We start from the raw sequence: 25,528 nt of genomic DNA on the forward strand, positions 1-25,528 counted from the left end.
GTCAGGGTTACACGTCGAAGTCGACGGTGACTTCCTTGCTGGTGGGGTGGCTCTGGCAGGTCAGCACGTACCCCTTGTCCAGCTCATCCTGCTCCAGCGCGTAGTTTTCGTCCATGGTCACGCTGCCGGTGATCACCTTGGCCCGGCAGGTGCCGCACACTCCCCCGGCGCACGCGAACGGCACGTCCGGGCGGACCCGCAGCGCGGCGTTGAGGATGGACTCGCGGGCGTGCGTGGGGCTGGCCACGTCCCCCTGCAGGCCGTCCAGCTTGAACGTGATCTTGTACGTCTCCTTGGACTCGTCCACCACCACGGGCCGGCCGGCGTGCCCCTCCGGGCGGTCCGGCTTGCCCGACGTAAACAGCTCGAACCGGATGTTCTCCGGCTTCACGCCGCGCTCGGCCAGGGTGTCCCGGCACAGCTGCACCAGCTCGAACGGCCCGCACAGGAACCACTCGTCCACGTCGTCTGCGTGAATGGCCGTGCCCAGCAGCTGCTGGAGCTTCTCGGCGTCGATCCTGCCACTCAGCAGCGGCGCGATCCGCTGCTCGCGGGACAGCACGTGGTGGATGGCCAGCCGCTGCGGGTACTTGTCCTTCAGGTCCGCCAGCTCCTCCAGGAACATCACGTCCATGGCGGCCTTGTTGGCGTAGATCAGGTCGAACCGGGTGTCCGGGCTGGCGGCCAGCAGCGTGCGGGCGATCGCGATCACCGGGGTGATGCCTGAACCTGCGGCGATGGCCACGAAGTTGCCCGGCTCGCCCGCCATGTCCTCCGGGTGGTTCATGGAGTTCATGACGTTCTGCTCCACCGTGGAGCCGTCCCGGCCGTGCTTGGACACGAACGCGCCCATGGGGCTCATGACGTCCAGCGTGTCCCCCGCCTTCAGCTCGGCGTTGGCCCACGTGGAGAACAGCCCGCCCAGGTCCTTCTTCACGGCCACGCGGATCTCACTGCTGCCGTCCGGGAAGCTGCGCGGCTCCGCGCAGATGGAGTAGCTGCGGCGCACCTCATGCAGCTCGCCCGTCTCATCCGGCAGCTTGGTGCGCAGGGCCACGTACTGGCCGGGCAGGTAGTCGAACTGGCCGGCGAGCTCCGCCGGGACGTGGAAGGAGACCTCGATGGCGTCCTCGGTGAGCCGGCGCACCTCCTTGACGGCGAGCGTGTGGAAGGACGGACGACGGCGGCCGGCGGCCTGCGCCGATTCGGCGGCGGTCTGGCGGACAACAGGCATGGGGCTTCCTTACAGGAGCTTGAAGTAGTCGAACGGTTCCTTGCAGTCCTGGCACACATACAGCGCCTTGCAGGACGTGGAACCGAACCGGGTGAGTTCCCTGGTGTTCAGGCTTTGGCACTGCGGGCACTTGACGGCCAGGCTCAGGCGGACGGGGCCGTTGTGGCCCAGCCCTGCCTTGCCCGACGGCGGCGCGATGCCGTACTCCCGCAGCTTCGCCTTGCCCTCGTCCGTCATCCAGTCCGTGGTCCAGGCCGGGGCGAGGACCAGGTCCACGTGGACGTTGCTGTAACCCTCTTTATTGAAGGCTGCTTTGAGGTCGTCGCGGATGGCGTCCATGGCCGGGCAGCCCGAGTACGTGGGGGTGATGGTGATTCGTACGTCGTCTTCCGTCACCTGCACGTCGCGGAGGATCCCCAGGTCCGCGATGGTGAGCACGGGGATCTCCGGATCGCAGACGGTGGCGGCGATGTCCCACGCCGACTGCCGCGGCGTCCGGGTCCTGGTCTCGAAGTCGGAGATGTACATGGCCGCGGTCACCACTTGGCTCCCGGGTACTCGCGGGCCAGGACCTGCATCTCGGCCAGGATGTAGCCCAGGTGCTCCGAGTGCCTGCCGTGCCGGCCGCCGCCGGGCGCTGCCGGAACATCCGGCACCTCCAGTTCGGCTTCCTTCAGGACGTCGCCGGTCAGCCGGTCGAAGTCCTCCCGCAGGGTGGAAGGCGCGACGGCGGCGCCCGCCTCGGCGAGCCGGTTCGTCAGGTCGTCGTCCTGGAACAGTTCGTTGACGTACGGCCACATCAGCCGCAGGCCGTGGATCATCCGGGTGCGCGACTCCTCGGTGCCGCCGGCCAGCCGGAGGATCCACTGGGCGCTGTGGTCCCGGTGGTAGTCCACTTCCTTCACGGCTTTGGCGGCGATGGCGGCCAACGTGGCATCTGTTGATTCGGTGAGGCGGCGGTACAGCTCGAACTGGTAGTAGCTCACGATGAACTGCCGCGCGATGGTCACCGCGAAGTCACCGTTGGGCTGCTCGAACAGCTGGACCGAGCGGAACTCGTGCTCGCGGCGGAAGTAGGCGAGGTCGTCCTCGGACTTGTCCCAGGCGCCGCCGGCGTAGCTGAGGAAGGACCGGGCGTGGCCCAGCTGGTCCAGGGCGATGTTGCCCAGGGCCACGTCCTCCTCCAGCTCGGGAGCACGGGAGATCCAGTGGCCCAGGCGCTGGGCGAGGATCAGGGCGTCGTCGCCCAGCCTGAGGGCGTACTCGGCCACGTCCTCCGACGGTTTGGCGAGGCCGGTGCGGATCTCGAGGGCGATGTCCTCCGGGCGCAGGGCGTTGCCGGGGGTGATTCTTGTGGCGGAGGCGTTGGAGTCGCCACTGCCGGCTACACCGGTGGAGATGTCGCCGTGGCCTGTGGTCTCTGTGGTGTCGGGGGTGCTCACAGGTGCTTTACCCCTTCGCTCTTGGTGTAGTACGTCGCGTGCCGGTAGTCCTTGCCCTGAGGGCTTTCAAAGAACGATCCCTTGGAGTCGGGGTCGCTGGCGGCGATGGCCTCGGCCGGGACGACCCAGATGGAGACGCCCTCGTTGCGGCGGGTGTAGAGGTCGCGGGCGTTGCGCAGGGCCATGGCGGCATCCGGTGCATGCAGGCTGCCGGCGTGGACGTGGCTCAGGCCCCGGCTCGACCGGACAAAGACCTCCCACAGACCCCAGGCGCCGCGGTCGTGGTGCTCCTCAGGTGCGGGGGATGCTTTCGGTGCTTCGCGGTTGATCTCGGTGGCCGAGCTGGCGGGAACTTCCGGGTTGCCGTGGGGGCTCATGCTGCGTATTCCTTCGTCTTCTTTGACTGTTTTGCTGCGTAGGCGGCGGCTGCCTCGCGGACCCAGGCGCCGTCGTCGTGCGCCTCCCTCCGGCGCTCCAGGCGCTGGGCGTTGCAGGGGCCGCGGCCGGCGAGCACTTCCTGGAACTCGTGCCAGTCCAGCGGGCCGTGCTCCCACTTCCTGGTGTCCTCGTTGAAGCGGACCTGGCTGTCCGGGAGCGTGAGGCCCAGGACCCTGACCTGCTCCACCATCATGCCCACGAAACGGCTGCGGAGTTCGTCGTTGCTGAAGCGCTTGATGTTCCAGGCCATGGACTGCTTGGAGTTGGGCGAATCGTCGTCCGGCGGGCCGAACATCATCAGGGCCGGGGCGTACCAGCGGTTCACGGCGTCCTGGGCCATCTGCTTCTGCTCGGGGGTGCCGTTGGAGAGTTCCAGGAGGATCTCGAACCCCTGGCGCTGGTGGAAGGACTCCTCCTTGCAGATGCGGACCATGGCGCGGCCGTAGGGGCCGTAGGAGGCGCGGCACAGCGGGACCTGGTTGCAGATGGCGGCGCCGTCCACCAGCCAGCCGATGGCGCCCATGTCCGCCCAGGTGAGCGCGGGGTAGTTGAAGATGCTGGAGTACCTTGCTTTCCCTGCTATCAGGTCGTCCATCATCTTGTCCCTGGTTTGGCCAAGGGTTTCGGCGGCGGAGTAGAGGTACAGCCCATGGCCGGCCTCGTCCTGAACCTTGGCCATGAGGATGGCCTTGCGCTTGAGGCTCGGGGCTCGTGAAATCCAGTTGGCCTCGGGCTGCATGCCGATGATCTCGGAGTGGGCGTGCTGGCTGATCTGGCGGAGCAGGGTCTTGCGGTAGGCCGCCGGCATCCAGTCCTTGGGCTCGATGCGTGAGTCCTCGGCCATGACGCGGTCGAAGTGGGCCTGGGCCTCAGCCTCCTCTTCCGGGGATAGCTCGGCGGGCACTGACTGCAGGTTCTGCGCTGCCATGGTTGCTCCTATGCAATGACCTTCTGGGACGTGCGGAATTATTTACCGACCGTTCGTTCAGGATATGCGGAAGCGTTTGGGGCCGTCAAGCGGCGGGCGTGTTCCCCCGCCCCTCTGCTCCCCCTCTTCCCCCCTCTTCCCGACGCCCCATCACCTCCCGCGGGTTTTCCTACGACGCTCTATCAGCTCCTGCAGGTTTTCCGGCGACGCTCTATCAGCTCCTGCAGGTTTTCCGGCGACGCTCTATCAGCTCCTGCCGGTTTTCCGGCGACCCTCTATCAGCTCCTGCAGGTTTTCCGGCAACGCTCTATCAACTCCCGCGGGTTTTTTGGCGACGCTCCATCACCTCCTGCAGGTTTTCGCCGGACGCTCTATCAGCTCCCGCGGGTTTCCCTGGGACGCCCCATAAGCTCCTGCAGGTTTTCCTGCACGCCCTATCACCCCCTGCAGGTTTTCCTGCACGCCCTATCACCCCCTGCAGGTTTTCCGGCGACGCTCTATCGCCTCCTGCCGTTTTTTGGGAATACTTAGGTAACGCACACCGGGACCAGCCGTGGATCAGGAACGGTCTATTTAGCTTGCGACGGCGCAGGTGCTGGTCCCCTCGGCAGGGGATCTACGCGTGGCCCCGATGAACCCACTGTGAATTCAAAGGTTTCGCTGATGTTCCACATGCCCGCGACTTCGGTGATATCAATCGCGGCAGAGTGGACGCCTTCAATCGTGGAGTGGAATCGCACCTCTATGAAACACACGATCTGGGGATTGCGCCTAAGCGTGCGCCCTGTACAAGAATCGCTGACCTTTTGGAATGCCCGGGTCCCCGTAAGGCTAACGGAGTTGACCGTTACAGGTTCTGAGCTCGACTCGACCTCAATTGTTCCGGTCCAAACTTTCCCCTTGGCCACGTTGAAGGCAAACTTATGCGGCCCCAAATTCGTGCCGAAGTCCACTTGGACATGTGCGCTTGGCATCGGGGGATCAGGCTCAGGATCGGGCGGGATTGGATCAGGATCGGGCGGGATCGGATCAGGATCAGGGTCAGGCGGATTCGGATCAGGATCTGGATCAGGATCTGGATCAGGCTCGGGCGGGATCGGATCAGGATCTGGATCAGGCTCGGGCGGGATCGGATCAGGATTAGGCGGATTCGGATCAGGATCCGGATCAGGGTCAGGCGGGATCGGATCAGGATCAGGGGGCTGCGGTTCTGAGCTTGAGTTCGACGCCGATGGCGGTGTCCCCGACCCATCGCTTGACCCTGTCGTCGTACAGCCCGCCAACACGGCAGAAAGCGACAGCATAGTCAGGAGGATCTTGGTCCGTGATTGTTCACTCATTTCTTGTCCTTCCCGGTTCCAATTCAAGCCTGATTTCCGAAGTGTCCTGCAGGACGACGGCCACGCCCGCTTCCCTAGTCCAGCCTTCAGAAAGCAGGAAGTACTTGCCGCCTGACTGGATGACAAGTCTCAGCCTCGTGTACTTGAACCGGAACATTGATTCAGCAACTGCAATCCCCTCTTCGCGCACTGGCGGCCCTAGCGCCAACGCCTCTTTGCTATAAACGGTGGCAACGGGCCGCGAAGTTAGCCGCTGAACCAACTCCTGCGCCTTGCCCGTGCCGAGTGCCGCCGCATACATGGATGTCGCCCAAAAAAGGTTCAATATGACCAGCAACATCACCATGGCATAGCAGTAAAGAGGCCAGCGGGTAACTCGCCTCGCACTAATGCCCCCGGCTGCACGCCGTCTGCGGAGTTCCTGTAGAACAGAAAAGGCGTAAGCCGCCACGGCTGCGCCGCCGCCTTGGAGTAACGGCGGCAGCAAGTAAGCGTCAATCGGCAAAGGTTCGAACATCGCCCAGACTCCGAGAAGCGTGGCAACAACTCCCGCGAAAACCGTCATTCCAGTGACCCACAACCACATTGTTGGGCTACCAACCATTCGCCGCAGCATCGCCGACACAAGTCCGTGAAGCAGCAGCGCGGCTACGAATCCGACAAGCAAGACCGCACCAGGCACAAAAACTGCTTCCACGCTCCGAATCAAGTAGTCCGCAGTGGTGAACTGCAAGATTGTGTAGTCCAAACCGAAGTAAGCGGCGCGTGTATTCGTAAACGTCCAACCAAACCAAAAGAGGAGGCCAGTTATGACGGAAAGGGAGGGAATAACCAACGAGACCCATTCCAAGACCAGGCCAACTGCTGTCGTGGCTCGGAAGACCGCTTCCGGAGCCTGAGATTGAGTACCAGGACCCCAAACCCGTCCTGCCACAGCAAAGTCCGATTTTGCCGACTGTCGGACATGAACCCGAGTAGACGGGCGATGGTAGTTTCCGCGTGGGACATTATTCATAGGTTCTCGCTAGAAGCTGTGATATTGAATCGTGGCGATCCTCATGGGACTAGTGTTGTTCGTCATCGCAATTCTGGAAGCTTCGGGGTTTCACCTTTAAGCCGTAGACAGCCTCAAATCCTGAACCTCCCTAAATGCCGGCGAGTATTTTGGCTATTGGCTGTCCGAGCGGGCCAAGCCAAGCGATCAGGGTTTGGATTGGTGCTGCGAGACTTGCAAGGGCACCTGCAGCGCTGACGATTTCCGTAAACTTCTTGAGCGGGTCTGCGACCTTCGCAGGCTCGGGGTTTGAGCGGTTAACTTCAGCTTTTATCATCTTGAGATGCTTTGACATTGCCGTGAGCTGGTTGTCTTCGAGGCTCATTGAGGCAGCAGCGCGCTCCAGTTCCTGGACTGCATTGCGAACATCGCCTGACTGCACCTTCTGGCTGTGCTGGTCACCGCGGATGTACTGGTTCCCCTCAACGTTGTTGATTATTCCGCCTGTTTGGTTATTGATGTTGAAGCCCATTTCTCCTCCGTTCGATTAGTAACCCCTCGGCCGGGGCAACGGCAGCTCACGGTCCACCCGCTTCCGACGGGACGTCGCGACCACGTGAAGGACGATGCCGATGATCATTAGGAGTTGACCTCCCATCACTGCGAACACGCCGATGACGTAAAGGCCGCCCAGTTCACGAAATACGTTGAAGTCAGCATCAAAAGAACCAGTGAAGATTTGGTAGAAAATGCCTCCGGCCATAACCAGTCCGCCGAGCGTAAGGAAGACGCCAATCCAGATCAACCATCGGGCCTTGGTTCTCGTGGCCGCTACAGCCTGCAGGAAGCTCTCGCGTTCTTGCCGTACATGACTCACATAGGCGGTGTATTGGTTGCCTGCAACATTGCTGATGTTGCCCGCCTGCTGGTTGTCTATCTCGTATTGACCCTGAATATGCTCTTCACGCGGCTGTGGCCGGGGTGCCCGCTGGACTGGCAGGGCGGCCGTGATCACCGGTTTTTCGGATGCGCCTTGATATTGAAATCGCGCTTCGCCGAAGGAGATGACATCGCCCGACCGAAGGACCAGTGGCCCGGAGGCAGGGCGTCCATTGACGGTGGTTCCGGCGCTCGAGCCAAGATCCTGGACAGATGCCCGCCCATCCTGGTCCACCGTTAGTGACGCGTGCACCCTGCTCACACTGGGCTCTGACAACACCAGATCGTTTGAGTGGCTGCGTCCCAGAGTCATATAACCGCTCGTCAGCTCAAGCTCAGAGCCTGAACTGCCGTGCGGTCCGAGGGCAATGAGTCGGGAAACCTTGGCATCCACTAGTTCAGTTCCCTTGGCTGGTCGCAGTTGAATATCAGACTAAAGACGAGGCGTTACTGCGGCGTTACCCACCCTGCCGTCAGTATTGGGCACAAAGGTGGTTCCGCTGTGCGGTGAGTCGGGGCTAACCTGTGGCATGGTCAGCGGAGCGTCCGGCCAAGGCCTGGTACTGCAGGTAGGTCTCCAGGCCGAACTGCGCACTTTGCCCGGCTTGCTGAACGCAATGGGCATGCTGGCCATGACACACCAGGAAGTGGCACTGGCCACCGAGCGCTCCCTCGCGGAGAACCCGGTGCTGGAGCGGATGGACGGCCACCCCTGCCCCGGCTGCGGCCGCCATGTCTCCTCCGGCACCTGCCACCGCTGCAGGGGAAAAGGGACAGCCCCGCAGTTCCAGGACAGGGCCGAACCAGGCACTGATCCCTTCCAAACGCTGGAGGCCGATGCCGGGCTGGAAGTCCGATCAGACTGCCGGCATGCCCTCGAATACGTGATGGCCCACCTGACTCCGCGCGGGATCCTGGATGCCGATCCGGAAGAGATCGCCCGGCTCCACGGCCTCAGGGACCAACAGGTCCAGGAAGCCCTCCGCGCACTCCGGGCGGCGGGTCCGCCCGGGATCGCATCCAGCAGCGTCGCCGAACTCCTGGCGGTGCAGGCTGAAGTGCTGGTTGCGGCCGGCGAGGTACCTGCCTGGCTCCCCCGCCTGGTCAGCGAGCACTTAGGCGACCTCGCCGAGGGAAGCACCGCCGCCGTCGTACGCGCCATGGGAATTACCGAACGGGAGGTCCTGGCGGGGCTTGCCCTCATCAAGGAACGGCTGCGGCCGTTCGCCGCAGTGGAGACGACTGCCGCGGACGCCGCCGTGCCCACAGCAGATGTCTTCCTGTACCGCAGGCCGGACGGGTCGCTGGAGGTGGAGGTACCCGCGAGCGCCTGGTTCGGACTGCACGTAGTGGACTTGTCCGAAGGCCTGCGGGGATCACCGGAGGCGAAGCAGTGGCTGGCCGAACATGAATTGTCGGCCCAGCGGCTGATGTACCAGATCGACCGCCGGGCCAACGCCCTCCTGCGCATCACCGAATGCGCAGTGATTCACCAGAAGGATTTCCTGGACCACGGCACCAGCGGCCACCGCCCCCTCACCCGCACGGCAGTAGCGCAGGAAATCGGGCTGCACCCTTCCACCGTCAGCAGGGCGGTCAGCGGCAAGCGGCTGCGGCTGCCCTCCGGAGCCGTCGCTGATCTGTCCTGTCTCTTCGGCAAGGGGCAGGCGCCGCGGGCAACGCTGGAGGAGCTTATCGCAGCCGCGCCCGGCACGATGTCCGATGAAAAGCTTCGCGCAGAACTCGCCCGCCACGGCTTCGAGATTGCCCGGCGGACCGTGAACAAGTACCGCCGTTCCCTCCGCCCGGACGGCCAAGCCGAGTCCAGCACGTTCCATTAGCCGCGAACCCTTTTTCGCGCGGACGAAGTCGGCTTCGGCAATCCCCCTGGAAGAGCCCGGAAAACCGGCGCACTTACGTTCCGTGGAGCACCCAAACCAGTTGGCACGAATTGTGCAGTAGGAGGGTATGCGGTGTTCCGCGAGGGTGTCCCCCAAAGGCACCCGCAAGACTCCGGGAAGGAAATACTCATGCACGACATCGACAGGGCACTTTTTGAGGGCCAAGACGAAGGCACCTGGGGCGAGGTGATGGATGAAGAGTCCGGCTACTCGTTCGAGGGCGAACAGTCTCCGTTCCAGGCCGAAGACTCCTACGAGAACGACGAGCTCTGGGGCGAGACTGACGGCGAAACCGACGAGCTGGCCCTCGCCGCCGAACTGCTGGCAGTCACCGACGAAGGGGAACTGGACCAGTTCCTGGGCAGCCTCGCCAGGAGGGCAGTTTCCGCGGCAAAGGACTTCGCCGGGTCCTCGGCGGGCAAAGCGGTGGGCAACATCCTGAAATCGGCAGCCCGGAAGGCACTGCCGCAGCTCGGCCAGGCGGTGGGCAACTACATCGTCCCCGGAGCAGGCGGGCAGGCCGGCCGGCGCGTCGGCCAATGGCTCGGCACGAAGTTCGAGTCCGGGCTCGAGCTTGAAGGCCTCTCGCCCGAAGACCGCGACCTGGAAACGGCCCGCGCCTTTGTCCGCTTCGCCACCTCAACCGCCCAACGCGCCGCGGCGATGCCCAAGAGCGTGCCCGCTCCCCTGGCCGCACAGAAGGCGGCAACAGCAGCGGCCCGGCAGCACCTGCCCGGTCTCCTCAAGAGTCAACGCCAGTCCGGTGGCTCCGCCAACAGCGGCCGGTGGATCCGCCGCGGCCGCAACATCGTGATCCTCGGCGCCCGATAACCCACCCGGCTTCAACTACCCAAAGGACAGTGACATGAGCACCAACTACTACGAAAACGAATCCGCCTTCCCCTGGCAGCAGGAGGGCGAGGACGAAGGAAACTTCAGTGGCTATGAAGGCGAACAGGACAACGAGGAAAACCTTGAGTCCGAGCTGGCCATGGAGCTCCTCAGCATCAACTCGGAGGAGGAACTGGATCAATTCCTGGGAAAGCTCGCCCGCAGCGTGGTGAAGAACGCCGGAAGGTTCATCAGGTCGCCCATCGGCAAAGCGCTCGGCGGCGCGCTGAAATCTGTGGCGAAAAAGGCGCTGCCCATTGTGGGAGGTGCCATCGGCTCCTTCGTGGCTCCCGGCGTCGGGACGGCCATTGGCAGCAAGCTCGGCTCCCTGGCCGGCGGGCTGCTGGAAGCGGAAGAGATGGAGTCGATGGATGAAATGGAAGCCGAGGAAGAGGCCGCCCGGCGGTACGTCCGGTTTGCCCGCGCGTCCTACCGTAATGCCGCGCGGACGCCTGTCTCCGTGCCGCCGAGTGCTGCGGCCCGGGCCGCCGCCACCGCAGCGGCCCGCCGGTACGCCCCGTCCCTGCTGCGTTCCCGCCAGGCCGCGCGGCGCCGCTCCCGCGGCGGCACCAGGATTTACGGCGACCAGTATGCCGGCGCCACGTGGGGTGCCCCCGATGAAGGCTGGGACAGCCAGTCCGACGGCGACTCCAAGGGCAGCGGCAACGGCAACTCGAACGGCGGCGCCGACGAGGGCCGGTGGATCCGCCGTGATGGACGCGTCATCCTCCTGGGTGTGTAACCCGGACCGGCGAGGCCAAGGCTAGGCGAAGTCAAATGGACACGAGAACCATCAGCACCGGGCTGATTGAGAGCGAGGCGACCGGCCTCCTGTCCCGCCTGGACCAGATCAAGCCGTTCGTCATGCACGAAACCATGGTCCTCGCCGCTGCCCTGCCCCGCGACGCCCAGCTGCTGATCGAGCGTTTCCTCCACACCGGACGCAACGAACTCCGCCTGCAGCTCGCCGACTTCCTTGACTGGCTGCACGGGGAAGGACAGATGGCCTCCGCCGCCGAGCAGCAGCGCCGGTTTGTCCTCATCCGCCTCCAGTTCAATGTGGTCCTGGCCCAGTTCGACCTCTTCACCGAGGTGGTCACCCAGCGCAGTGAACACGCCACGGGCGTCTGGCTGTCCGGGCTGGACATCCTCGCGCAGGATGCGCTGCGGCTTGAAACGTCCGACGACGGCGACACCAGGTTGGTGGTCTACCTCGCCAGGGGTGCGGGTGCTGCAATCCGCCGGGCGAAAACCCGGCTTCCCGGCGGCAAGCCGAATCCTGTAGGCATCATCCGGCTCCCCCGGGAGCGGATGATCGGCAGCGGAATTGCTTCGTCACTGGTCCACGAGGTGGGCCACCAGGGCGCCGCGCAGCTGGAGCTGGTCGAGTCACTGCGCGCGGAGCTGGAGCGGCGCGCGGCTGGTGATCCGGACGGGGGCTGGCAGGTGTGGTCCCTGTGGATCAGCGAAATCGTGGCGGACATGTGGTCCGTTGCGACCGTGGGCATCACCTCCACCATTGGGCTGCTGGCAGTGGTCAGTCTTCCTCGGTACTTCGTTTTCCGTCCGAGCGGAACGGATCCGCACCCGATGCCCTACCTGAGGGTGTTGATTTCCGCAGCCATTGGCAATGCCCTGTACCCGCATCCCCAGTGGAGGGAACTCGCCACGGTGTGGAAGGCCATGTACCCGCTCGCCGGGCTTCCGGCCGCGCACGCATCCTGGGTTCGGAACTGCGAGGCCCACATCGGGGATCTCGTGGATCTGCTCATCCATCACCGGGTTCCTTTGGCGGAAGACCGCGAACTCGGCGCTATCTTTCCGCTCAAGGAACGGCAGCCCGGCCGGTTGCTGCGGCTTCACGAGGAGTGGGACAGCGACTTCGGCGTGATGGCCCGCCAACGGCCAGCCCTGGTGTTTGCCGTCCTGGGCCAGGCCAAGGCCGCCGCTCGCATCTCGGCAGAGGAGGAAAGTTCTCAACTCTCCTCGCTGCTCACAGCCTGGGCGGTCCGGGACAGCCTGGACGTTCTGGGCACGCCTGCTCCTGCCCGGGTCCGCAATCCAAAACCTTCGCTACAACAGCACTAACTAGGAGATAGCCATGGAATTTACTCGACGGCCCATAAATCCTGTATACGCCGGACAGGAAGTTGCCCTGCATTTTGAGCTGAGGGACCCGGAACCCGCAGGTCTTTTTCAATTTCAAGTCATCCGCATCGGTGGAGGAAGGCCAATTCCGATCGATGAAAAGAACGGGGCCATTCTCACAAAGCGTTTGGCCCAGGGGGACAGTTTTGAGCGGTTGGTCCTTATCCCGGATCCGGGCGAGTACGAGGTTCAATTCCGCCAAATCAAGGAAGCTGAGGAGGGCAAGAAGCCGCCGGCTGGTGAGGTGCCCTGGGAGGTCCTGGACACCTTCACCGTCAAGCGCAAGGAGGCCCCACCCATTGTCAGGGTGGCCCTCGAACCCAATTCCAAGCCCAGCAGCACTCACGCGCACTTGTGGAATTTCATCCAGAACGTCACGAAGAACAGTCGATTTGAGCGGTTTGCCGGGTATGCCCACCAAAGCGCAAAAGAACTTACGGACTTCACCCGCTACGGATCACTCACCTACGAACAGCTGCATGAACTGGCCGCCGACTTTGTCACCGAATCAGCTCTGGGAAATACGTTCGCCCGGTCTGAAACAGGCAAGCTCGAATGGAAACCCGCAAACGGCTGGAAAGAAGCGATAGAGGGCTCGTACGTCAGCCAGGAGCTGGGAGACCAAGCGGAACCCTTCCCGCCCGAGTTTCCTGCGGGGCAAGACTATCCCCTGAAGCTCGTGCCATTTGCGGAGCTCATTTACGTTTACTGGCTGGAGGAAGGCATGTTGTTCCAGTCGCTGAACAGGATCCTTGCCCGCTTCCAGAACCGCCGCGTGCCGATGGGCGGGGATCCACTCTCCCGGCTGGCGGTCAGCCCGCTCCTGCCCCTGCGGGGACTCCTGTGGGGGCTCGCAGAATCAGAAAAGGACCGGCTGTCCCTGCGGCGCCGGGCCGCCGAGTATGAGTACCAGTACGGCCTGAAACTGATCGGCCGCGCCATACCGCCTGGCGAACTGATGGTGGAGCGGCGGACGCAATTCCTCGGAGCCTTCCACAGCCTGCTTCACGATTGCCATCACTACTACAAGGAGCACAACGACAAGACCGTGGATGCGGACGCTTTCCCACTTCTCAGCAGCCTGCGGGAGCTTCACCTGGTCTTGGCCTATGGGGCGAATAACCAGTTCGCCGACATGTCCGTGACAGCCCGCATCGAAACCATGGAAGTGCAATGGATGCTTGCCCAGCCGGAAATGCGTGAGTTCCTGGGTGGCCGCACCATGGTTCCCTATGACGAAGACTGGATGGACAGGGTAGACGCCATGAAGTCGATCCAGGGCTGGTCCGACGCCAGCATCACGCACTTCTATGACCTGGCCGTCCACGGCGAGCAACTGCTTCTGTCCGTCCGGCACGGACGCTGGAACGAGTCCGATATGGAAGGCGATGACGCCGAGAACTGGGCCATCAAGTGGAAGCCGTCCGTCCAGCGCTACGTCCACGCCTACCGTGCCGTCACAGGGGTGGATCTCGGCGAACGCGTGGACACCACCATGCCGTCCACCCTGCTGCAGCGCCGGCTGGCCCGGAAGCTCGTCCGGTACTGAGCAACGGACATGTCCAGATCATTGGCCGGGCCGCCGAGCAGAGTGGACTTCACGTCCGCCCTGTTCCTGGGCCAGCGCCACCCCAGCGCCGTTGTACCGCCCTGGACCGAGCTCACTACCGGGGTCCCGGCAGTCCTGCGCGAACTGCCGGCAGCCACGGAGCTCGCCTCGGCCGTGGCCGCGCAGCAACACGCCGGCTCCGGGCTGGTTGCGAGATCGGCCCTGCACGGGATGATGGACATCCTGCAGGTGCTCCCCCAGCCCGGCGACCTGCTCCTGGTCGATGCGGGCGCCTACCCGCTGACCCAATGGGCCTGCCGGGCGGCCGCCGCCCGCGGCGTGCGGGTGGTGACGTTCCCGCATTTCCGGCCTCCCGCCGTCGTACCTCAAACCAGGACGTGGCTGGTGACCGACGGCTGGTGCCAGGGGTGCGGCCGTTCCGCCCCGCTCGGAGCCATGCAAACACTCGTTGGAAAGACCGGCGGGCGGGTGGTCGTCGATGACTCCCTGGCGTTCGGTGTGCTGGGTCAGCGGGCCGCCGAGGCCAGTTTTGGGGACGGGTCCGGCGCGGTGCGATGGCAGGGACTGAAGCACGACGGCGTGGTGTGGCTGGGCTCCCTGGCCAAGGCGTACGGAACCCCCGTCACGGTCATCACCGGGGACCGGCCGACGATCACCAGGCTCGCCCGGCATGGCGGCAACCGCCTGCACAGCAGTCCGCCCTCGGCAGCGGACCTGGGCGCCGGCCTCAGCGCTGTGCGGGACAGCCGTATGCCGCGGCTGCGGGACCGGCTGTGGCGGCTTACGCGCTGGCTGCGGCAGGCCTTTGGCAATCTTGGACTTCCGCCGCTGGGGCTGCCGTTCCCCATTGTGGGGACCCGATTGGACTCGCTTCAGCTGGCACGGCGGTGGCGTTCAATGCTGGTGGCGCGGGGTGTCCAGGTCCTGGTTCAGCTGCCCCGCTGCCAGCCGGGTGCGCTGTTGTCCGCCGTGGTGCGGGCCGACCACCCGCAGGCGGACCTTGACCGGCTGGTCCGGGGCCTCGCCGCCGTAACCCAGGACAGGCGCGCTGCCTGATGATTGTGGACTCACACGTGCACGTGGGGACCGCCGGAGTTCCCCTGGGCCCTGCTGACCCGGAATCTTCCTTTGCCTTGTGGCGGAGCCGCGCGGCCGCCGTCGGAATTCGCAAGGCCGTCCTGATGGCGGCGCCGGTGGGAACCTATGCGGCAGCCAACCGCGCGGTGGCTGATCTGGCCGGGCAGGAACCTGGTACATGGCTTTGGTACGTGTTCGTCAATCCCGCTGCGGACCGGGGACGGGTGGGCGCGCTGGTGGCCGCTGCCCACTCGCGAGGTGCCTGCGGGATCAAGGTGCACTGGTCCGACGGGATCGCCACGGACGAGGTAGCCCGTGCGGCATCCCGTTTCAGGATGCCGGTGCTGTTCGACCCCCGCGGGGAGGTGCAGATTGTGACGCACCTGGCCGGGCGGCACCCCGATGTTCCCTGGATCGTGCCGCATCTGTCCTCCTTTGCGGACGACTGGCGGGCGCAGAAGCGGCTGATCAACGCGCTGGTGCGGGTGCCCAACATCTTTACCGATACATCCGGGGTGCGGTACTACGACCTGCTGGAGGAGGCCGTTGCCCGGGCGGGGGCGCACAAGGTGCTCTACGGCAGCGACGGGCCCTACCTGCATCCGGCGCCGGAACTCGCCAAAATTTTTGCCCTTGGCCTTGGTCCCGAAGACCGGGAGCTTGTCCTGGGCGGCAACGTATTGCGGCTGACCAGGCCGGCACTCAGGGGTTTCCACATCCGCCGGAAGTCCAGTGATACCAGGAGGGAAGAAGCATGGCTATGACAGGATCAGGAACCATCACGGGCCCGGGGCTTGCCGAAATCAAGCCGGAGAGCCCGGAGGGCATCCGGGCAGGGTTGTCCCAATTGCGGGACTACGTGTGGCAAAGCGAATATGCGCGGGGCAGGAAACCGTCACCGCGAGCGGCGAAGGGTGCGGGCAAACGGGCATCATGGATCATCGGCCAAGAGCCGGACCGCCAGGCGATCTGGCTCATCACGTACCTTCCGTTGCCGGACCGGCGCGCACCGTCGCATGTGCGCGTCTTCGCCTATGAGGTGAGGCGGGAAAATCTGCCGGAAGTGGGCCGGCTTCCACCCACCAAAGATCTGCTGAAGCCCCGCCTTGTTCTCAGCGACATCAGGCTCGACAAATTTATCCCCTTTCCGTCACCTGAGAAGCAGCCGGACATGTTCGGGCTTGCCGTGGAAGACCTTGTGCGCAAGGAATTCGGCAAAGTTTACAAACGCGCCAACTACCGGGGACGGCTTCCCGGCCGGCGGGGCCCCGATGTCCTGTGGCGTGAACTTGAGGACCTCTTCCGGGAACTCGCCGACGAGACCGGTGACCCCTACTGGCGGGAAGTGGCTGACGAGTTGTCCGTCGAACACTGACGCTCCTCGTCGTGGCCTGTCTTCCGGGCCTGCCGTTGCTGGACTGCCCGGTCCGTGAGCCCGAGCATCGCGGCAGCCACGTGCACATTCCCGCCGCTCTGCTGCAGGGCAACGTTCACCGCGATTTCCGCCGCGCGTTCCTTGATCTCCCGCAGGCCAAGGCCCGCGTCCACTGCCCGGGCCACCGCCCTGGTGAGCGGATCGACGGCACTGGCAGGGCCGCCGTCGTTCGCGTCCTGACACTGTTGCAATGCCTCGAAAGCCTCCATGGAGGTGGGCCGGTCCTCCCGGGGAAGGTCGCCCGGGGTGATGGCTCCAGGACCCACGTGTCGGGCGGCGATCCGGAATGCCAGCTGCCGGAGGTCCCTGAGGTTGCCCGGGTAGGTCCGGCGGAGCAGGACGTCCTGGACGGTGGTGTCCACCTCTGGATCTGTGCGGGCACCGCTGGCTTCGCGGCAGAAGCGCGCGAAGAGGCAGAGAATGTCCTCGATCCGCTCCCGCAGCGGCGGCATGGTGACCACCGAGGCCGCGATGCGGTGGTAGAGGTCGGTACGGAAACTGCCGGCAGCGACTTCCTTGGAGAGATCCCGGTTCGTGGCACAGATCAGCCGGAACCTGCTGCGCAGCCACCTGTCGCCTCCCACTCGCTTATAGGTACCCTCCTGCACCACGCGCAGCAGTTCCGGCTGAAGGTCGAGCGGAAGCTCGCCCACCTCGTCAAGGAACAGGGACCCCTGGTCCGCGCCTGAACAGGCACCCGTCCGGACGCTCACCGCACCCGTGAAAGCACCGCGTTCGTGCCCGAAGAGTTCGCTGCCCATGAGGGTGGGAACAATGGTGGTGCAGTCGACTGTGACCAGATTTCCTGGCTGCAGGCTTACCGCGTGGGCAACCCGTGCAGCCAGCTCCTTACCGGTCCCGGTTTCACCCTGGATCAGTATGGGTGCCTGGCCAAAACGCGCCGCCACCACCAGGTCCCGCAGTGCCGATCTCAATACCGGACTCTGCCCGGTCAACTTTTCCCTGACCTCCACGGAGTCAAGGACCGCCTCAACATCTTCAACGCGCTGCATCCACGCCGAAATCGCTGCTACCTGGCTATGCCAGGTAATGCATTCCGCCGCCCCCTCCTCCAGCACCGGCCACGGTTTCAGCTTGCCGTCCGGCGGACCAATGACAAGCACCCGGCACCTGTTGTACTCGGCCGCCCCCAGCGCCGCCTTCAGGTTCTGTGAGTCCGCTGCGGACAGGATGACGCCGGCGGCTGATCCGCCCACCGGAGCATCTACAGTTTCCGTAACCAGGTTTGCCGTGCGAAGTTCTGTGATGGCCTCACGAGCCCAGGCCTGCCCGCCACTGAGGTCAATCACCCAAGGCATGGCACCTCCTCGCAGTTCACCTGCACAATCGGCATACGGATGCGAGGAAGCTGACCATTCGGCCCGTTACAGCGCCGTTACTGGTTGCAGGGACTCGGAATAAAACCAGTGCACCTAGGAAGCCGCCGACGGGAAGAGCACAATTAGTCCATGGTCGCTACGGCGGTTCCTGAAGGCATTGTGGAAGGCGAGCGCCTGCTCGCTTCGACGGACTGGGCGGCAGCGGCTTCGGCTTTCGAGTCAGTACTGGCCGTCAACGATGAGCCAGCAGCCCACGACGGCTTGGGTCGCGCGCTGTGGTGGCTCCGCGACGCTGACCGGGCAATCACCGAGCGGACACTGGCCTACGCGGGCTTTCGCCGTTCGGGGCAGAACTCCCGGGCCTTCAAGGCTGCCGTATGGCTGGCGCGCGAATATGCGGAGGCGTTGGGCAACGAGGCGGCCAGCCGGGGGTGGTTTGCACGCGCCGAGGGCCTCGCGTCCCGCCTGCCCGACGGGGCCGAGGCCGGCTGGTTGGCTGTGACGCGCGGGCTGCTGCAGGCTGATCCTGCAGCTGCCAGGGAAGATGCCCGGACGGCATTACAAGCTGCGCGCGGCGCTGATGATCCGGAACTTGAGGCAACCGCGCTGGCGCTGCTTGGCCTCGGGACGATAGCGGCCGGTGACGTACCGGAAGGGATGACCCTCGTTGACGAGGCGATGGTGGTGGTGACCGCCGGCGAACTTCGCGACAGGATGGTTTTCGGCGACGTGTGCTGCATGGTCACGCGGGCCAGCGAGGAGTCCTGCGACGTCTCCCGGCTCAGCCAGTGGAACACAACCGTCATGCATTTCATGGAGCGGACCGGGCACCCCGCGCTGATGGAATTCTGCGGGACCTGCTGCGCGGAGATCCTCCTTGCTTCCGGCAACATCACCAGCGCCGAGGGCTGGCTTACCAAGACGCTGCATGAGCTGGACCAGGCCGGCCACCGCGCACGGTGCGTTCACCCGGCAGCGAAACTGGCTGAACTGCGCCTGCTCCAAGGCCGGGTGGAGGAGGCCGGCAGGTTGCTCGCGGGCTTTGAGGACCGCCCGGATGCATTGCTCGCGACGGCGGCCGTCCGGCTGGCTGCCGGAGACACAGCCGTTGCGGCGGCCCTCCTGCACCGGCGGATCCATCACGTGGCGGGCGGGCTCCTCGCCGTCCCGCTGCTGGCGCTGCTTGCCGAAGTGGAGCTGGCACAGGGCAACCCCGGCCAAGCACTGGAAACGTCCAGGCGTCTTGACGGGATTGCGGCCGAAACCCGCTGGCCCCGGGCATTGGCCACCGCACACCTCGCGGCCGGCCGCGCCGCGGCCGCCGGCGGGGACGCGTCCTCGGCCCGTGCACGGCTGGACTCCGCGATTGAGATCTTTGGCGAGCTAAAAATGCCGCTGGAGGCCGCGCGGGCACGCCTGTCCATGGCCGAGGCCCTGCGCGATTTAGACCCGGAGGTTGCCGTGCACGAAGCCGAGCTGGCCCTGGCCGCGTTCGACGAGGCGGGGGCGGCGGCCATGGCTGACAAGGCAGCAGCCCTGCTCCGTGCGCTTGGCGGTCCCGCCCGGACCGGCCCGAAGGCGCTCGGACTGCTGTCCCGGCGTGAGCGGGAAGTGCTCAGGCTGCTCGCCGAAGCGTTGACGAACGCCGAGATCGGTGAGCGCTTGTTCATCAGCACCAAGACCGCCGAGCATCACGTCAGCAACATCCTCGCCAAGCTGCACCTGCGCAGCCGCGGCGAAGCAGGCGCGTTCGCCCTGCGGCACTTCCCCTGAATAGGGCGGTAAATGGGGGATTCCCCCCATCCTCTCCTCCCGCCGTCGTCCCATCCTTGAAGTATCCCGACGACATTCAGGAGGTGCAGGATGAAACGGCAACAAACGGCGGGCAACGTCCTCAAACATGAGATCGCCGTGACCGTCCGGGAACACACCACCGCCCCCTCCCCTGTTGTTTTCGATGTCCTGGCCAACCTGACCGGGCACATGCAATGGGGAGGAGCCGAGGCCTCGACGCTTCTGTCCATGGAAGCCCCTGAGGGGCAGGCAACGGCGGGAACGGAATTCATTTCCACGGCCGAGGACGGCACGTGCCGGATGACGGACTCCTCCGTGGTCACCGAGGCCGTCCGGCCCGCGAGGTTCGAACGGGTCACCGAATCGGCTGTGGCCTCAAAGAGAAACGGGACGACGGCGGATTGGCTGCTGGTGCACCGCTACGACATCGAGGCGGACGGGAACCAGAGCAACGTCACCTACACATGCCGGCTGGTCCGGGCGAGCGGACTGCCGGGCCTGCTGGCCATGTACGGAATCCCGGTGCTCAGGTCACTGGCCCGGCTTGAGTGGGCACGGGCAAGCAGGGCAGGACTGCGGCGGCTTACCGCAGCGGCGGAAACCACGGCGCAGGCATAAGCCGGCGCCGGACTCAAGGAAGGAAAAGGACAATGGCAAAGCTATCGATTGATGACCAGACCGCACGGGTGGAACGGATGACCGGCTACGAAGGCCGCTACCGGGAGACGGACGGCTACACCATCGCTTTCGAAAAATTCGAAGAGGGAGGCGACTTTACGCCGTTCTACAAGGGATTGCCGGATGACCGGTGCCAAAGCCACCACTGGGGATACGTCGTGAAGGGCCGGCTCATTATGCACATGCCCGACGGCGACGAGGTCGTCGAAGCCGGGGAGGCGTACTACACGCCTCCGGGCCATACCGACGAACTCGATCCCGGAACGGTGCTGGTGGAGTTCAGCCCCACGGAGGAACTGGCCCGGACCCTGGCGGTGGTAGGGCAGAACATCGAGGGTTAGGCGGTAACCCGCCCGGGCTTGCTCCGGTTTTTAGCGGCGGTTCCGCGGCGGGCGGGGATGGGCAGTGGGTGCCTGTCGAGCTTTCCGGGCCTGCATGACCCGCTTGAAGATGACGGGAAGCAAAGCGAAGAGCAGTTTCTTCACGGCGTCTGTCCTTTGGTTGGTTGGGGCGACTGGTTAGATAGTAAGCACACTTGCTATCTGTTCGGCAATGGCCTCCGCGAATTCGGCCAGTCCCTCCGGCCGTTCGCCGCGAACCACTGACACCGATACAACCGACCAGGAAGAAGGACAAATCATGGCTGACCTCACTGCGCTTGCACTCATTTGCTCCCTGACGCCGTCGCCGGAGCCGTCCAGCAGCGAGCTGCTGGCCCGCCACGTGCTGGACGAACTCGCCACCCACGGCGTCAGCGGAACGTCGCTGCGGATCGTGGACCACAACGTGATGCCGGGAGTCCAGATCAGCATGGGCGACGACGACGCCTGGCCTGGGATCCGCGACAAGATCCTCGCCGCTGACATCCTGGTCCTCGCAACACCAATCTGGATGGGGCACCCGAGCAGCATCACCCAGCGCGTGATAGAGCGGCTCGATGCCGACCTTTCCGAGACCGATGATGCGGGCCGGCCGATCATGTACGGAAAAGTCGCCATCGTTGCCGTGGTGGGCAACGAGGACGGGGCACACAAGACCGTGGCGGACACGCAGCAGGCGCTGAACGACGTCGGCTTCACCCTGCCTGCGCAGGGCGCCACGTACTGGGTGGGCGAGGCGATGCAGACCGTGGACTACAAAGACCTGGACACCGTCCCCGAAAAGGTCGCTTCCGCCACTGCAGGAGCCGCCCGCAACGCCGCCCACCTTGCCCGGGCCCTGGCCCAGGCGCCTTACCCGGCAGGGTGAGGGCCGTCGTCGGACGCCCCCCTTTCGCCGCGGAGCGTCCATGCCTAGGATGAACTCCTGTGTGGCCCGCCGCGCCAGCGGAGGAGCCGCCGACATCAAGAGCTGACAAATGGAAGGGAACCGAAACCATGGCCGAAACTCCGAACCCGATCCAGATTCAGAAGTTCCTGGGCGGCGTGGACTACCCCGCCAGCCGCGACGCGTTGCTGTCCAAGGCAAAGGACTCCGGCGCCGACAACAACGTGATTCAGGCCCTTGAGGCCATCCCCGACAAGGAATACGACAGCCCAACGGCCGTCAGCTCAGCGGTTTCCGACAGCAACTGAACAGCCGGCAAAAAATCATCTGGTGACCAGTTCGTTGCCGTAGCCGGAATCGCACTCACCGTCGTGGATGACGCCGTCCCCCGCGGCCACCATGTAGTTGTCCGCAGGGTCAAAAACCGCTGTCTGGACGCCCGTGACTTCCCTGGTGCAGCGGCGGGCGAACTCGGCGCCTTCGTCCTCGCCGCCGATCCAGATGTCCAGCCAAATGGAGGCGTTCCCGAACTCCTCCGCCCCGGTGTGGCACGGACCTTCCTCGGGCGCGTCACCGTCCCCGCAGGTATCCTCCACGATGAAGTACCGGCGCACGTTGGGCAGATATATGCGGGTCCCGGGCGGGTAGTCCAGAACGTCCTTCCCCGTCTCCTTTGAATGCCCGACGGCGATGGTCACCGGATCCTCGTAGGTGCCGGTCCCGCCGGCCGTCTTATGCAGGACCGGGTGGCTGATGATGGGTGAGCCCGGAGGGGTGTTGTCGAACCAGGTGTAGGCAGTTATGTACACCTGCTCACCCACCGTGTCCTCGGGAGGCGGCGGGGGCTCCTGGTTTGTACACGCGCCGGCGGCCAGAACCAACGCGAGCACGCCCGCCAGCGGAAGGACTCGTCGGCCCATGCGGCACCCCCTGTCTCGCAGTTAGGGATGAACATAACACCCCTACCTGTGAGGCTCAGCTGCGGCCGCGCCTCCCGGAGCGCGCGGCAAACGCATCCAGCGCGTCCAGGATCTCGTCGCTTTTCCAGTGCCGGCCGCGCTTGAACTTGTCAAAGCCCTGCACCACGCCCGCCTCCTCCAAGACCTGCATCTGGCGCCAGATCGTCGGCCCCGATAGTCCCAACCGGTCTTCCAACAGCTTGGCGTTGACAACAGGCTGGCGGGCCAACAGGTCGGCAATCTTCCACGCTGCCGCGTCCTTGCGGGCCTTGATGACGTCCTTCCACCGGGCCCTTGCCGCGGTGATGTCTCCGGCGAGCCGGCGGCCGTTGTCAATAGCACGGAACGTGGCTTCCGAGGTGAGCAGGATGATCCTGTTGGGGTCCCCTTCCCGGTAAGCGGTCAGTGCATCGTGGTATCCCCTGACGTCATTCAGCAGCCCGGCCGAGACTGGGACGGTCACCGCCCTTGTGAGGCCCTTGTTCCGCAACATGGCGTGCATCAGCGCCCGGCCGGTCCTGCCATTGCCGTCGGTAAAAGGGTGGATAGTTTCAAACTGGGCATGGGCGATTGCCGCTTGGGACAGGACCTGGACATCGTTCCGTCCGGCATAGGCCATGAGATCGTCCATGAGTGCCGGCACGCGCTTGGCATCGGGAGCGACGAAGTCCGCTCCTACCGGACTCGAACTGGACCTGCCGATCCAGACAGGCTCACTACGCCAGATACCCGCGCCCTTCGGGTCGGCATGCTTCATGAGTGCCCTGTGCATTTCCAGGACGGCTGCCGTATCCAAAGCATCAGCGGCGGCAAGGGCAGCGTTCATGGCCGCCACGTTGTCCACAACCAGGGTGGCGTTTCGCTTGGAGTCGTCCCCAAGCACTGCCATCTCGATGCTCCGGGCGTTGGCGGTCACATTTTCGATCTGGGATGAGGAGACTGATTCGGTCCGCAGCAGGATGGCCGAAAACGGCGCGATGTCGGAACCGAACTCGTGGTCAAAGTCGCGGATGGCCAACGCCGCATCTTCGGCCGCAGCCGTCACTTCACTCGAGGCGATATAGACGTTGTCCCTAATGAAGGACGGGATCGCTGCCATCCCCAACTATTTCACTTATGGGTAGAACTGAAAAGATCCGGTGCAGATCTTTTCAATTTCACTCGGGAGAGCAGGCGCCGGCTCAGCCCGTAGCCGACACCGCCAGCCACAGCTCCATGTGGTCCGGCTTCCCCTCCTGGTCGAAGACCGTCGCCAGCAGCTCCGGTTCCGCGAGCGGCTCGTAAGGGTTGGCCGGGAACCATTCGCCGTACGCCTTTGCCCACAACTGCTGGACCTCCTCCGTTTCCATGCCCTGCGACTCCAGCACCAACCACTGGTGCGGCGGAACATTGAGTGACTCGTGCCCGCTGCCCGCCGCCGGAGCTTCATCGGTGGCTGCCGCAAGCCAGTACTCGAAGGTACTCCCGTCCGCCCGGTCCTCAGCGAAATCCGTGCTCACGGCCAGCACACCGCGCGGGGACCTGGTGGACAGGCTGCTGATCTCCCTGAGCACCTCCAGGCCCAGTTCTTCACGGAACTGCTCCAGTGCCGGGTTGGGACCGTGGTGAACCAGCGGCATCCTCCGCCGCCGCCCCACAAGCGTGAATGCGTCCTCGTTCTGCAGCCGGTAGTCCATCTGTTGTTTTCCTTTCACTGAGAGGGAGAAGCGCAGCGGGGGCTGCGAGCGCAGCACGGCGCCGGCGCGGCGAGCCTCGGCCGGATTTACGCCGTGCACGGCCCGGAAAGCCCTGCTGAAGGCGTCGGCCGAGGCGTAGCCGAAGCGCACGGCAACGTCCTGCAGCGGCTCATCACCTGAAACCACGGCGGAGGCCGCGGCTGTCATGCGCCGCCGCCGGATGTATTCCGAGACCGGCATTCCGGCCAGCACCGAGAACATCCGCCGGAAGTGGTACTCCGACGTCAGGGTGATCCGCGCCAGCGCAGCCACATCCACCTCACCGTCAGAGCGGTACCCTGCACCGTCGGAGATCTGCTGCTCGATGTGCTCGATCGCCCTGTTCCAGAGATCCACCTGCTGCCCTCCCTGCATTTCGTTGTCGGCTCCACGTTAGCCATGCGCCGCCCGGCCGGGTCCGACAATCCATGCCCGTTCCCGTCGGGCGGCAGGGGCACGCGTGCGGCAGGGGCCACCTTTGGCGGCACTGACCGGACGTACGACGGCGGGGCGGGCCGCCGTCGTACGTCAAGTGCTTGCCACCTGCCACCGCCGGGCCATACCGTCTCCCCTAGCGGTTCCACACCACAAGCGGAAGGCATTCCATGCTGAAGGAAGTGGCTGAGGGCGTCCTGGTCCACGAGAGCGGGTTCATCCAGAGCAATTCCGTTGTTGTGCAGGGCCGGGACGGCGTGCTGCTCATCGACCCCGGCATCACCGGCAGCGAAATGGCGGACCTCGCGAACGACCTCCGCCGGCTGGGCCAGCCCGTCGTCGCAGGCTTCTCCACGCATCCCGACTGGGACCACGTGCTCTGGCACCCGGACTTCGGCGACGCGCCCCGCTATGGAACAGCCCGCTGCGCCGCCTCCATCCGGGGTGTGCTGGCAGACCCGGACTGGAAGGACCGCGTAGCCGAGGGGCTGCCGCCGGAGCACGCCGATGAGATCCCGATGGATCTGCTCGGCCTTATTACCGGCCTGCCCGCCGACGCTGCGCACATTCCCTGGGACGGCCCCAACATCCGGATCATCGAGCATCAGGCGCATGCTCCCGGCCACGCTGCGCTGTTGATCGAGGAGCGCCGGGTCCTCGTGGCCGGCGACATGCTGTCCGACATCCTGATGCCGTTCCTCGACCTGGAGGCCGCGGATCCGCTCGGGGACTACCTCGCCGCGCTGCGGCTGTTCGACGGCGTTGCAGACGATGCCGATGCCGTCATCCCCGGCCACGGCTCAGTGGGCGGAGCTGGACAGTTGCGGGCACGCGTCGAACAGGACCGCGCGTACGTGCAGGCCCTGCGGGACGGCCGCGTTCCCGATGACCCGCGGGTGGGTCCATCAGCCCCGTTGGACTGGCTGCCGGAGGTGCATGACTGGCAACTCCAGCGGCTCGCCCAGAAGAGCCAGGGCGAGACGACCTCCGGCTAGCGGTGCTGC

At 64.9% G+C, this 25,528-nt stretch carries 27 protein-coding genes; 14 read left to right on the forward strand and 13 right to left on the reverse strand.

Features of this window, described 5'->3' with window-relative positions; genetic code table 11:
- Positions 1-7: 7 nt before the first annotated feature.
- The 9 genes from paaE to DXK94_RS13380 all read right to left on the reverse strand — a co-directional run bounded on the left by paaE (position 8) and on the right by DXK94_RS13380 (position 7,709).
- Positions 8-1,234: a 1,2-phenylacetyl-CoA epoxidase subunit PaaE gene (gene paaE / locus DXK94_RS13345; protein ID WP_115525332.1), complete on the reverse strand. Its 1,227-nt coding sequence runs from the start codon at positions 1,232-1,234 to the stop codon at positions 8-10.
- A gap of 9 nt (positions 1,235-1,243) precedes the next feature.
- Positions 1,244-1,762: a 1,2-phenylacetyl-CoA epoxidase subunit PaaD gene (gene paaD, locus DXK94_RS13350; protein WP_115525434.1), complete on the reverse strand. Its 519-nt coding sequence runs from the start codon at positions 1,760-1,762 to the stop codon at positions 1,244-1,246.
- 8 nt (positions 1,763-1,770) lie between these two features.
- The gene (paaC, locus tag DXK94_RS13355; protein ID WP_115525333.1) at positions 1,771-2,676 is read right to left on the reverse strand and encodes a 1,2-phenylacetyl-CoA epoxidase subunit PaaC; all 906 of its coding nucleotides are present in this window, start codon (positions 2,674-2,676) and stop codon (positions 1,771-1,773) included.
- Positions 2,673-3,053, reverse strand: a complete 381-nt coding sequence (paaB, locus tag DXK94_RS13360; protein ID WP_115525334.1) for a 1,2-phenylacetyl-CoA epoxidase subunit PaaB — start codon at positions 3,051-3,053, stop codon at positions 2,673-2,675. Before paaB ends, paaC begins: the two co-directional genes overlap by 4 nt.
- Positions 3,050-4,042, reverse strand: coding sequence for a 1,2-phenylacetyl-CoA epoxidase subunit PaaA (paaA, locus tag DXK94_RS13365; protein WP_115525335.1), 993 nt, complete (start codon positions 4,040-4,042; stop codon positions 3,050-3,052). The genes paaB and paaA overlap by 4 nt, the downstream gene beginning before the upstream one ends.
- Positions 4,043-4,611: 569 nt before the next feature.
- Positions 4,612-5,382, reverse strand: a complete 771-nt coding sequence (locus tag DXK94_RS21420; protein ID WP_181884831.1) for a hypothetical protein — start codon at positions 5,380-5,382, stop codon at positions 4,612-4,614.
- Complete coding sequence (locus DXK94_RS21425) at positions 5,375-6,115, reverse strand: hypothetical protein (RefSeq protein WP_181884832.1); 741 nt, start codon at positions 6,113-6,115, stop codon at positions 5,375-5,377. The genes DXK94_RS21420 and DXK94_RS21425 overlap by 8 nt, the downstream gene beginning before the upstream one ends.
- Before the next feature lie 412 nt (positions 6,116-6,527).
- Positions 6,528-6,908, reverse strand: coding sequence for a hypothetical protein (locus DXK94_RS13375; RefSeq protein ID WP_115525336.1), 381 nt, complete (start codon positions 6,906-6,908; stop codon positions 6,528-6,530).
- Between the two features lie 15 nt (positions 6,909-6,923).
- A complete protein-coding gene (locus DXK94_RS13380; RefSeq protein WP_115525337.1) occupies positions 6,924-7,709 on the reverse strand; it encodes an FHA domain-containing protein in 786 nt (261 codons plus the stop codon).
- 136 nt (positions 7,710-7,845) lie between these two features.
- Here DXK94_RS13380 and DXK94_RS13385 point away from each other — a divergent pair, with 136 nt between their 5' ends.
- The 8 genes from DXK94_RS13385 (at position 7,846) to DXK94_RS13420 (ending at position 16,277) form a co-directional block, all read left to right on the forward strand.
- Entirely contained in the window at positions 7,846-9,156 is a 1,311-nt protein-coding gene (locus DXK94_RS13385; protein ID WP_115525338.1) for a hypothetical protein, read from the forward strand.
- A gap of 189 nt (positions 9,157-9,345) precedes the next feature.
- Positions 9,346-10,047 carry a hypothetical protein gene (locus DXK94_RS13390; protein ID WP_115525339.1) on the forward strand — a complete coding sequence of 234 codons (702 nt, stop codon included), beginning with the start codon at positions 9,346-9,348 and terminating at the stop codon, positions 10,045-10,047.
- A 34-nt stretch (positions 10,048-10,081) separates the two neighbouring features.
- Positions 10,082-10,849: a hypothetical protein gene (locus DXK94_RS13395; protein ID WP_115525340.1), complete on the forward strand. Its 768-nt coding sequence runs from the start codon at positions 10,082-10,084 to the stop codon at positions 10,847-10,849.
- Between the two features lie 35 nt (positions 10,850-10,884).
- Complete coding sequence (locus tag DXK94_RS13400) at positions 10,885-12,195, forward strand: hypothetical protein (RefSeq protein WP_115525341.1); 1,311 nt, start codon at positions 10,885-10,887, stop codon at positions 12,193-12,195.
- 214 nt (positions 12,196-12,409) lie between these two features.
- Entirely contained in the window at positions 12,410-13,804 is a 1,395-nt protein-coding gene (locus DXK94_RS13405; RefSeq protein WP_147294382.1) for a hypothetical protein, read from the forward strand.
- Between the two features lie 9 nt (positions 13,805-13,813).
- The gene (locus DXK94_RS13410; protein WP_115525343.1) at positions 13,814-14,881 is read left to right on the forward strand and encodes an aminotransferase class I/II-fold pyridoxal phosphate-dependent enzyme; all 1,068 of its coding nucleotides are present in this window, start codon (positions 13,814-13,816) and stop codon (positions 14,879-14,881) included.
- On the forward strand, positions 14,881-15,666 hold the full coding sequence (locus DXK94_RS13415) for an amidohydrolase family protein (protein ID WP_115525344.1): 786 nt from the start codon (positions 14,881-14,883) through the stop codon (positions 15,664-15,666). Before DXK94_RS13410 ends, DXK94_RS13415 begins: the two co-directional genes overlap by 1 nt.
- Positions 15,657-16,277 (forward strand): hypothetical protein, encoded by a 621-nt coding sequence (locus tag DXK94_RS13420; RefSeq protein WP_220272977.1) that lies wholly within the window; start codon positions 15,657-15,659, stop codon positions 16,275-16,277. Before DXK94_RS13415 ends, DXK94_RS13420 begins: the two co-directional genes overlap by 10 nt.
- On the opposite strand, the gene DXK94_RS13425 is transcribed toward DXK94_RS13420, so the two are convergent.
- Positions 16,235-17,656, reverse strand: coding sequence for a sigma-54 dependent transcriptional regulator (locus DXK94_RS13425; protein WP_115525346.1), 1,422 nt, complete (start codon positions 17,654-17,656; stop codon positions 16,235-16,237). The two genes, DXK94_RS13420 and DXK94_RS13425, sit on opposite strands and share 43 nt — an antisense overlap.
- 150 nt (positions 17,657-17,806) lie before the next feature.
- On the opposite strand from DXK94_RS13425, the gene DXK94_RS21845 reads away from it, so the two are divergent.
- From DXK94_RS21845 to DXK94_RS13450, 5 genes are all read left to right on the forward strand, one after another.
- Complete coding sequence (locus DXK94_RS21845) at positions 17,807-19,450, forward strand: LuxR C-terminal-related transcriptional regulator (RefSeq protein ID WP_115525347.1); 1,644 nt, start codon at positions 17,807-17,809, stop codon at positions 19,448-19,450.
- A 90-nt stretch (positions 19,451-19,540) separates the two neighbouring features.
- Positions 19,541-20,089, forward strand: coding sequence for a hypothetical protein (locus DXK94_RS13435; RefSeq protein WP_115525348.1), 549 nt, complete (start codon positions 19,541-19,543; stop codon positions 20,087-20,089).
- A 32-nt stretch (positions 20,090-20,121) separates the two neighbouring features.
- Complete coding sequence (locus DXK94_RS13440; RefSeq protein WP_220272978.1) at positions 20,122-20,490, forward strand: hypothetical protein; 369 nt, start codon at positions 20,122-20,124, stop codon at positions 20,488-20,490.
- Between the two features lie 298 nt (positions 20,491-20,788).
- Positions 20,789-21,397 (forward strand): flavodoxin family protein, encoded by a 609-nt coding sequence (locus tag DXK94_RS13445; RefSeq protein WP_115525349.1) that lies wholly within the window; start codon positions 20,789-20,791, stop codon positions 21,395-21,397.
- A gap of 128 nt (positions 21,398-21,525) precedes the next feature.
- Positions 21,526-21,723 carry a DUF2795 domain-containing protein gene (locus DXK94_RS13450; RefSeq protein WP_115525350.1) on the forward strand — a complete coding sequence of 66 codons (198 nt, stop codon included), beginning with the start codon at positions 21,526-21,528 and terminating at the stop codon, positions 21,721-21,723.
- Between the two features lie 15 nt (positions 21,724-21,738).
- On the opposite strand, the gene DXK94_RS13455 is transcribed toward DXK94_RS13450, so the two are convergent.
- From DXK94_RS13455 to DXK94_RS13465, 3 genes are all read right to left on the reverse strand, one after another.
- On the reverse strand, positions 21,739-22,335 hold the full coding sequence (locus DXK94_RS13455) for a hypothetical protein (RefSeq protein WP_147294383.1): 597 nt from the start codon (positions 22,333-22,335) through the stop codon (positions 21,739-21,741).
- A 55-nt stretch (positions 22,336-22,390) separates the two neighbouring features.
- The gene (locus tag DXK94_RS13460) at positions 22,391-23,473 is read right to left on the reverse strand and encodes a Fic family protein (protein ID WP_115525352.1); all 1,083 of its coding nucleotides are present in this window, start codon (positions 23,471-23,473) and stop codon (positions 22,391-22,393) included.
- 82 nt (positions 23,474-23,555) lie between these two features.
- Positions 23,556-24,446, reverse strand: coding sequence for a helix-turn-helix domain-containing protein (locus DXK94_RS13465; RefSeq protein ID WP_258868545.1), 891 nt, complete (start codon positions 24,444-24,446; stop codon positions 23,556-23,558).
- 248 nt (positions 24,447-24,694) lie between these two features.
- On the opposite strand from DXK94_RS13465, the gene DXK94_RS13470 reads away from it, so the two are divergent.
- Positions 24,695-25,519, forward strand: a complete 825-nt coding sequence (locus DXK94_RS13470) for an MBL fold metallo-hydrolase (protein ID WP_115525354.1) — start codon at positions 24,695-24,697, stop codon at positions 25,517-25,519.
- The last annotated feature ends 9 nt before the right edge of the window (positions 25,520-25,528 follow it).

It is taken from the genome of Arthrobacter sp. RT-1, from assembly GCF_003367205.1.
Lineage (GTDB): Bacteria > Actinomycetota > Actinomycetes > Actinomycetales > Micrococcaceae > Arthrobacter.

What these genes read in the sequence shown, in the direction of transcription:
- paaE (WP_115525332.1), bottom strand. Translation starts at nt 1,234, where the DNA reads ATGCCTGTTGTCCGCCAGACCGCCGCCGAATCGGCGCAGGCCGCCGGC.
- paaD (WP_115525434.1), bottom strand. Translation starts at nt 1,762, where the DNA reads ATGTACATCTCCGACTTCGAGACCAGGACCCGGACGCCGCGGCAGTCG.
- paaB (WP_115525334.1), bottom strand. Translation starts at nt 3,053, where the DNA reads ATGAGCCCCCACGGCAACCCGGAAGTTCCCGCCAGCTCGGCCACCGAG.
- paaA (WP_115525335.1), bottom strand. Translation starts at nt 4,042, where the DNA reads ATGGCAGCGCAGAACCTGCAGTCAGTGCCCGCCGAGCTATCCCCGGAA.
- DXK94_RS21420 (WP_181884831.1), bottom strand. Translation starts at nt 5,382, where the DNA reads ATGAGTGAACAATCACGGACCAAGATCCTCCTGACTATGCTGTCGCTT.
- DXK94_RS13375 (WP_115525336.1), bottom strand. Translation starts at nt 6,908, where the DNA reads ATGGGCTTCAACATCAATAACCAAACAGGCGGAATAATCAACAACGTT.
- DXK94_RS13385 (WP_115525338.1), top strand. Translation starts at nt 7,846, where the DNA reads ATGGTCAGCGGAGCGTCCGGCCAAGGCCTGGTACTGCAGGTAGGTCTC.
- DXK94_RS13390 (WP_115525339.1), top strand. Translation starts at nt 9,346, where the DNA reads ATGCACGACATCGACAGGGCACTTTTTGAGGGCCAAGACGAAGGCACC.
- DXK94_RS13395 (WP_115525340.1), top strand. Translation starts at nt 10,082, where the DNA reads ATGAGCACCAACTACTACGAAAACGAATCCGCCTTCCCCTGGCAGCAG.
- DXK94_RS13400 (WP_115525341.1), top strand. Translation starts at nt 10,885, where the DNA reads ATGGACACGAGAACCATCAGCACCGGGCTGATTGAGAGCGAGGCGACC.
- DXK94_RS13410 (WP_115525343.1), top strand. Translation starts at nt 13,814, where the DNA reads ATGTCCAGATCATTGGCCGGGCCGCCGAGCAGAGTGGACTTCACGTCC.
- DXK94_RS13415 (WP_115525344.1), top strand. Translation starts at nt 14,881, where the DNA reads ATGATTGTGGACTCACACGTGCACGTGGGGACCGCCGGAGTTCCCCTG.
- DXK94_RS13420 (WP_220272977.1), top strand. Translation starts at nt 15,657, where the DNA reads ATGGCTATGACAGGATCAGGAACCATCACGGGCCCGGGGCTTGCCGAA.
- DXK94_RS13425 (WP_115525346.1), bottom strand. Translation starts at nt 17,656, where the DNA reads ATGCCTTGGGTGATTGACCTCAGTGGCGGGCAGGCCTGGGCTCGTGAG.
- DXK94_RS21845 (WP_115525347.1), top strand. Translation starts at nt 17,807, where the DNA reads ATGGTCGCTACGGCGGTTCCTGAAGGCATTGTGGAAGGCGAGCGCCTG.
- DXK94_RS13435 (WP_115525348.1), top strand. Translation starts at nt 19,541, where the DNA reads ATGAAACGGCAACAAACGGCGGGCAACGTCCTCAAACATGAGATCGCC.
- DXK94_RS13440 (WP_220272978.1), top strand. Translation starts at nt 20,122, where the DNA reads ATGGCAAAGCTATCGATTGATGACCAGACCGCACGGGTGGAACGGATG.
- DXK94_RS13445 (WP_115525349.1), top strand. Translation starts at nt 20,789, where the DNA reads ATGGCTGACCTCACTGCGCTTGCACTCATTTGCTCCCTGACGCCGTCG.
- DXK94_RS13450 (WP_115525350.1), top strand. Translation starts at nt 21,526, where the DNA reads ATGGCCGAAACTCCGAACCCGATCCAGATTCAGAAGTTCCTGGGCGGC.
- DXK94_RS13455 (WP_147294383.1), bottom strand. Translation starts at nt 22,335, where the DNA reads ATGGGCCGACGAGTCCTTCCGCTGGCGGGCGTGCTCGCGTTGGTTCTG.
- DXK94_RS13460 (WP_115525352.1), bottom strand. Translation starts at nt 23,473, where the DNA reads ATGGCAGCGATCCCGTCCTTCATTAGGGACAACGTCTATATCGCCTCG.
- DXK94_RS13470 (WP_115525354.1), top strand. Translation starts at nt 24,695, where the DNA reads ATGCTGAAGGAAGTGGCTGAGGGCGTCCTGGTCCACGAGAGCGGGTTC.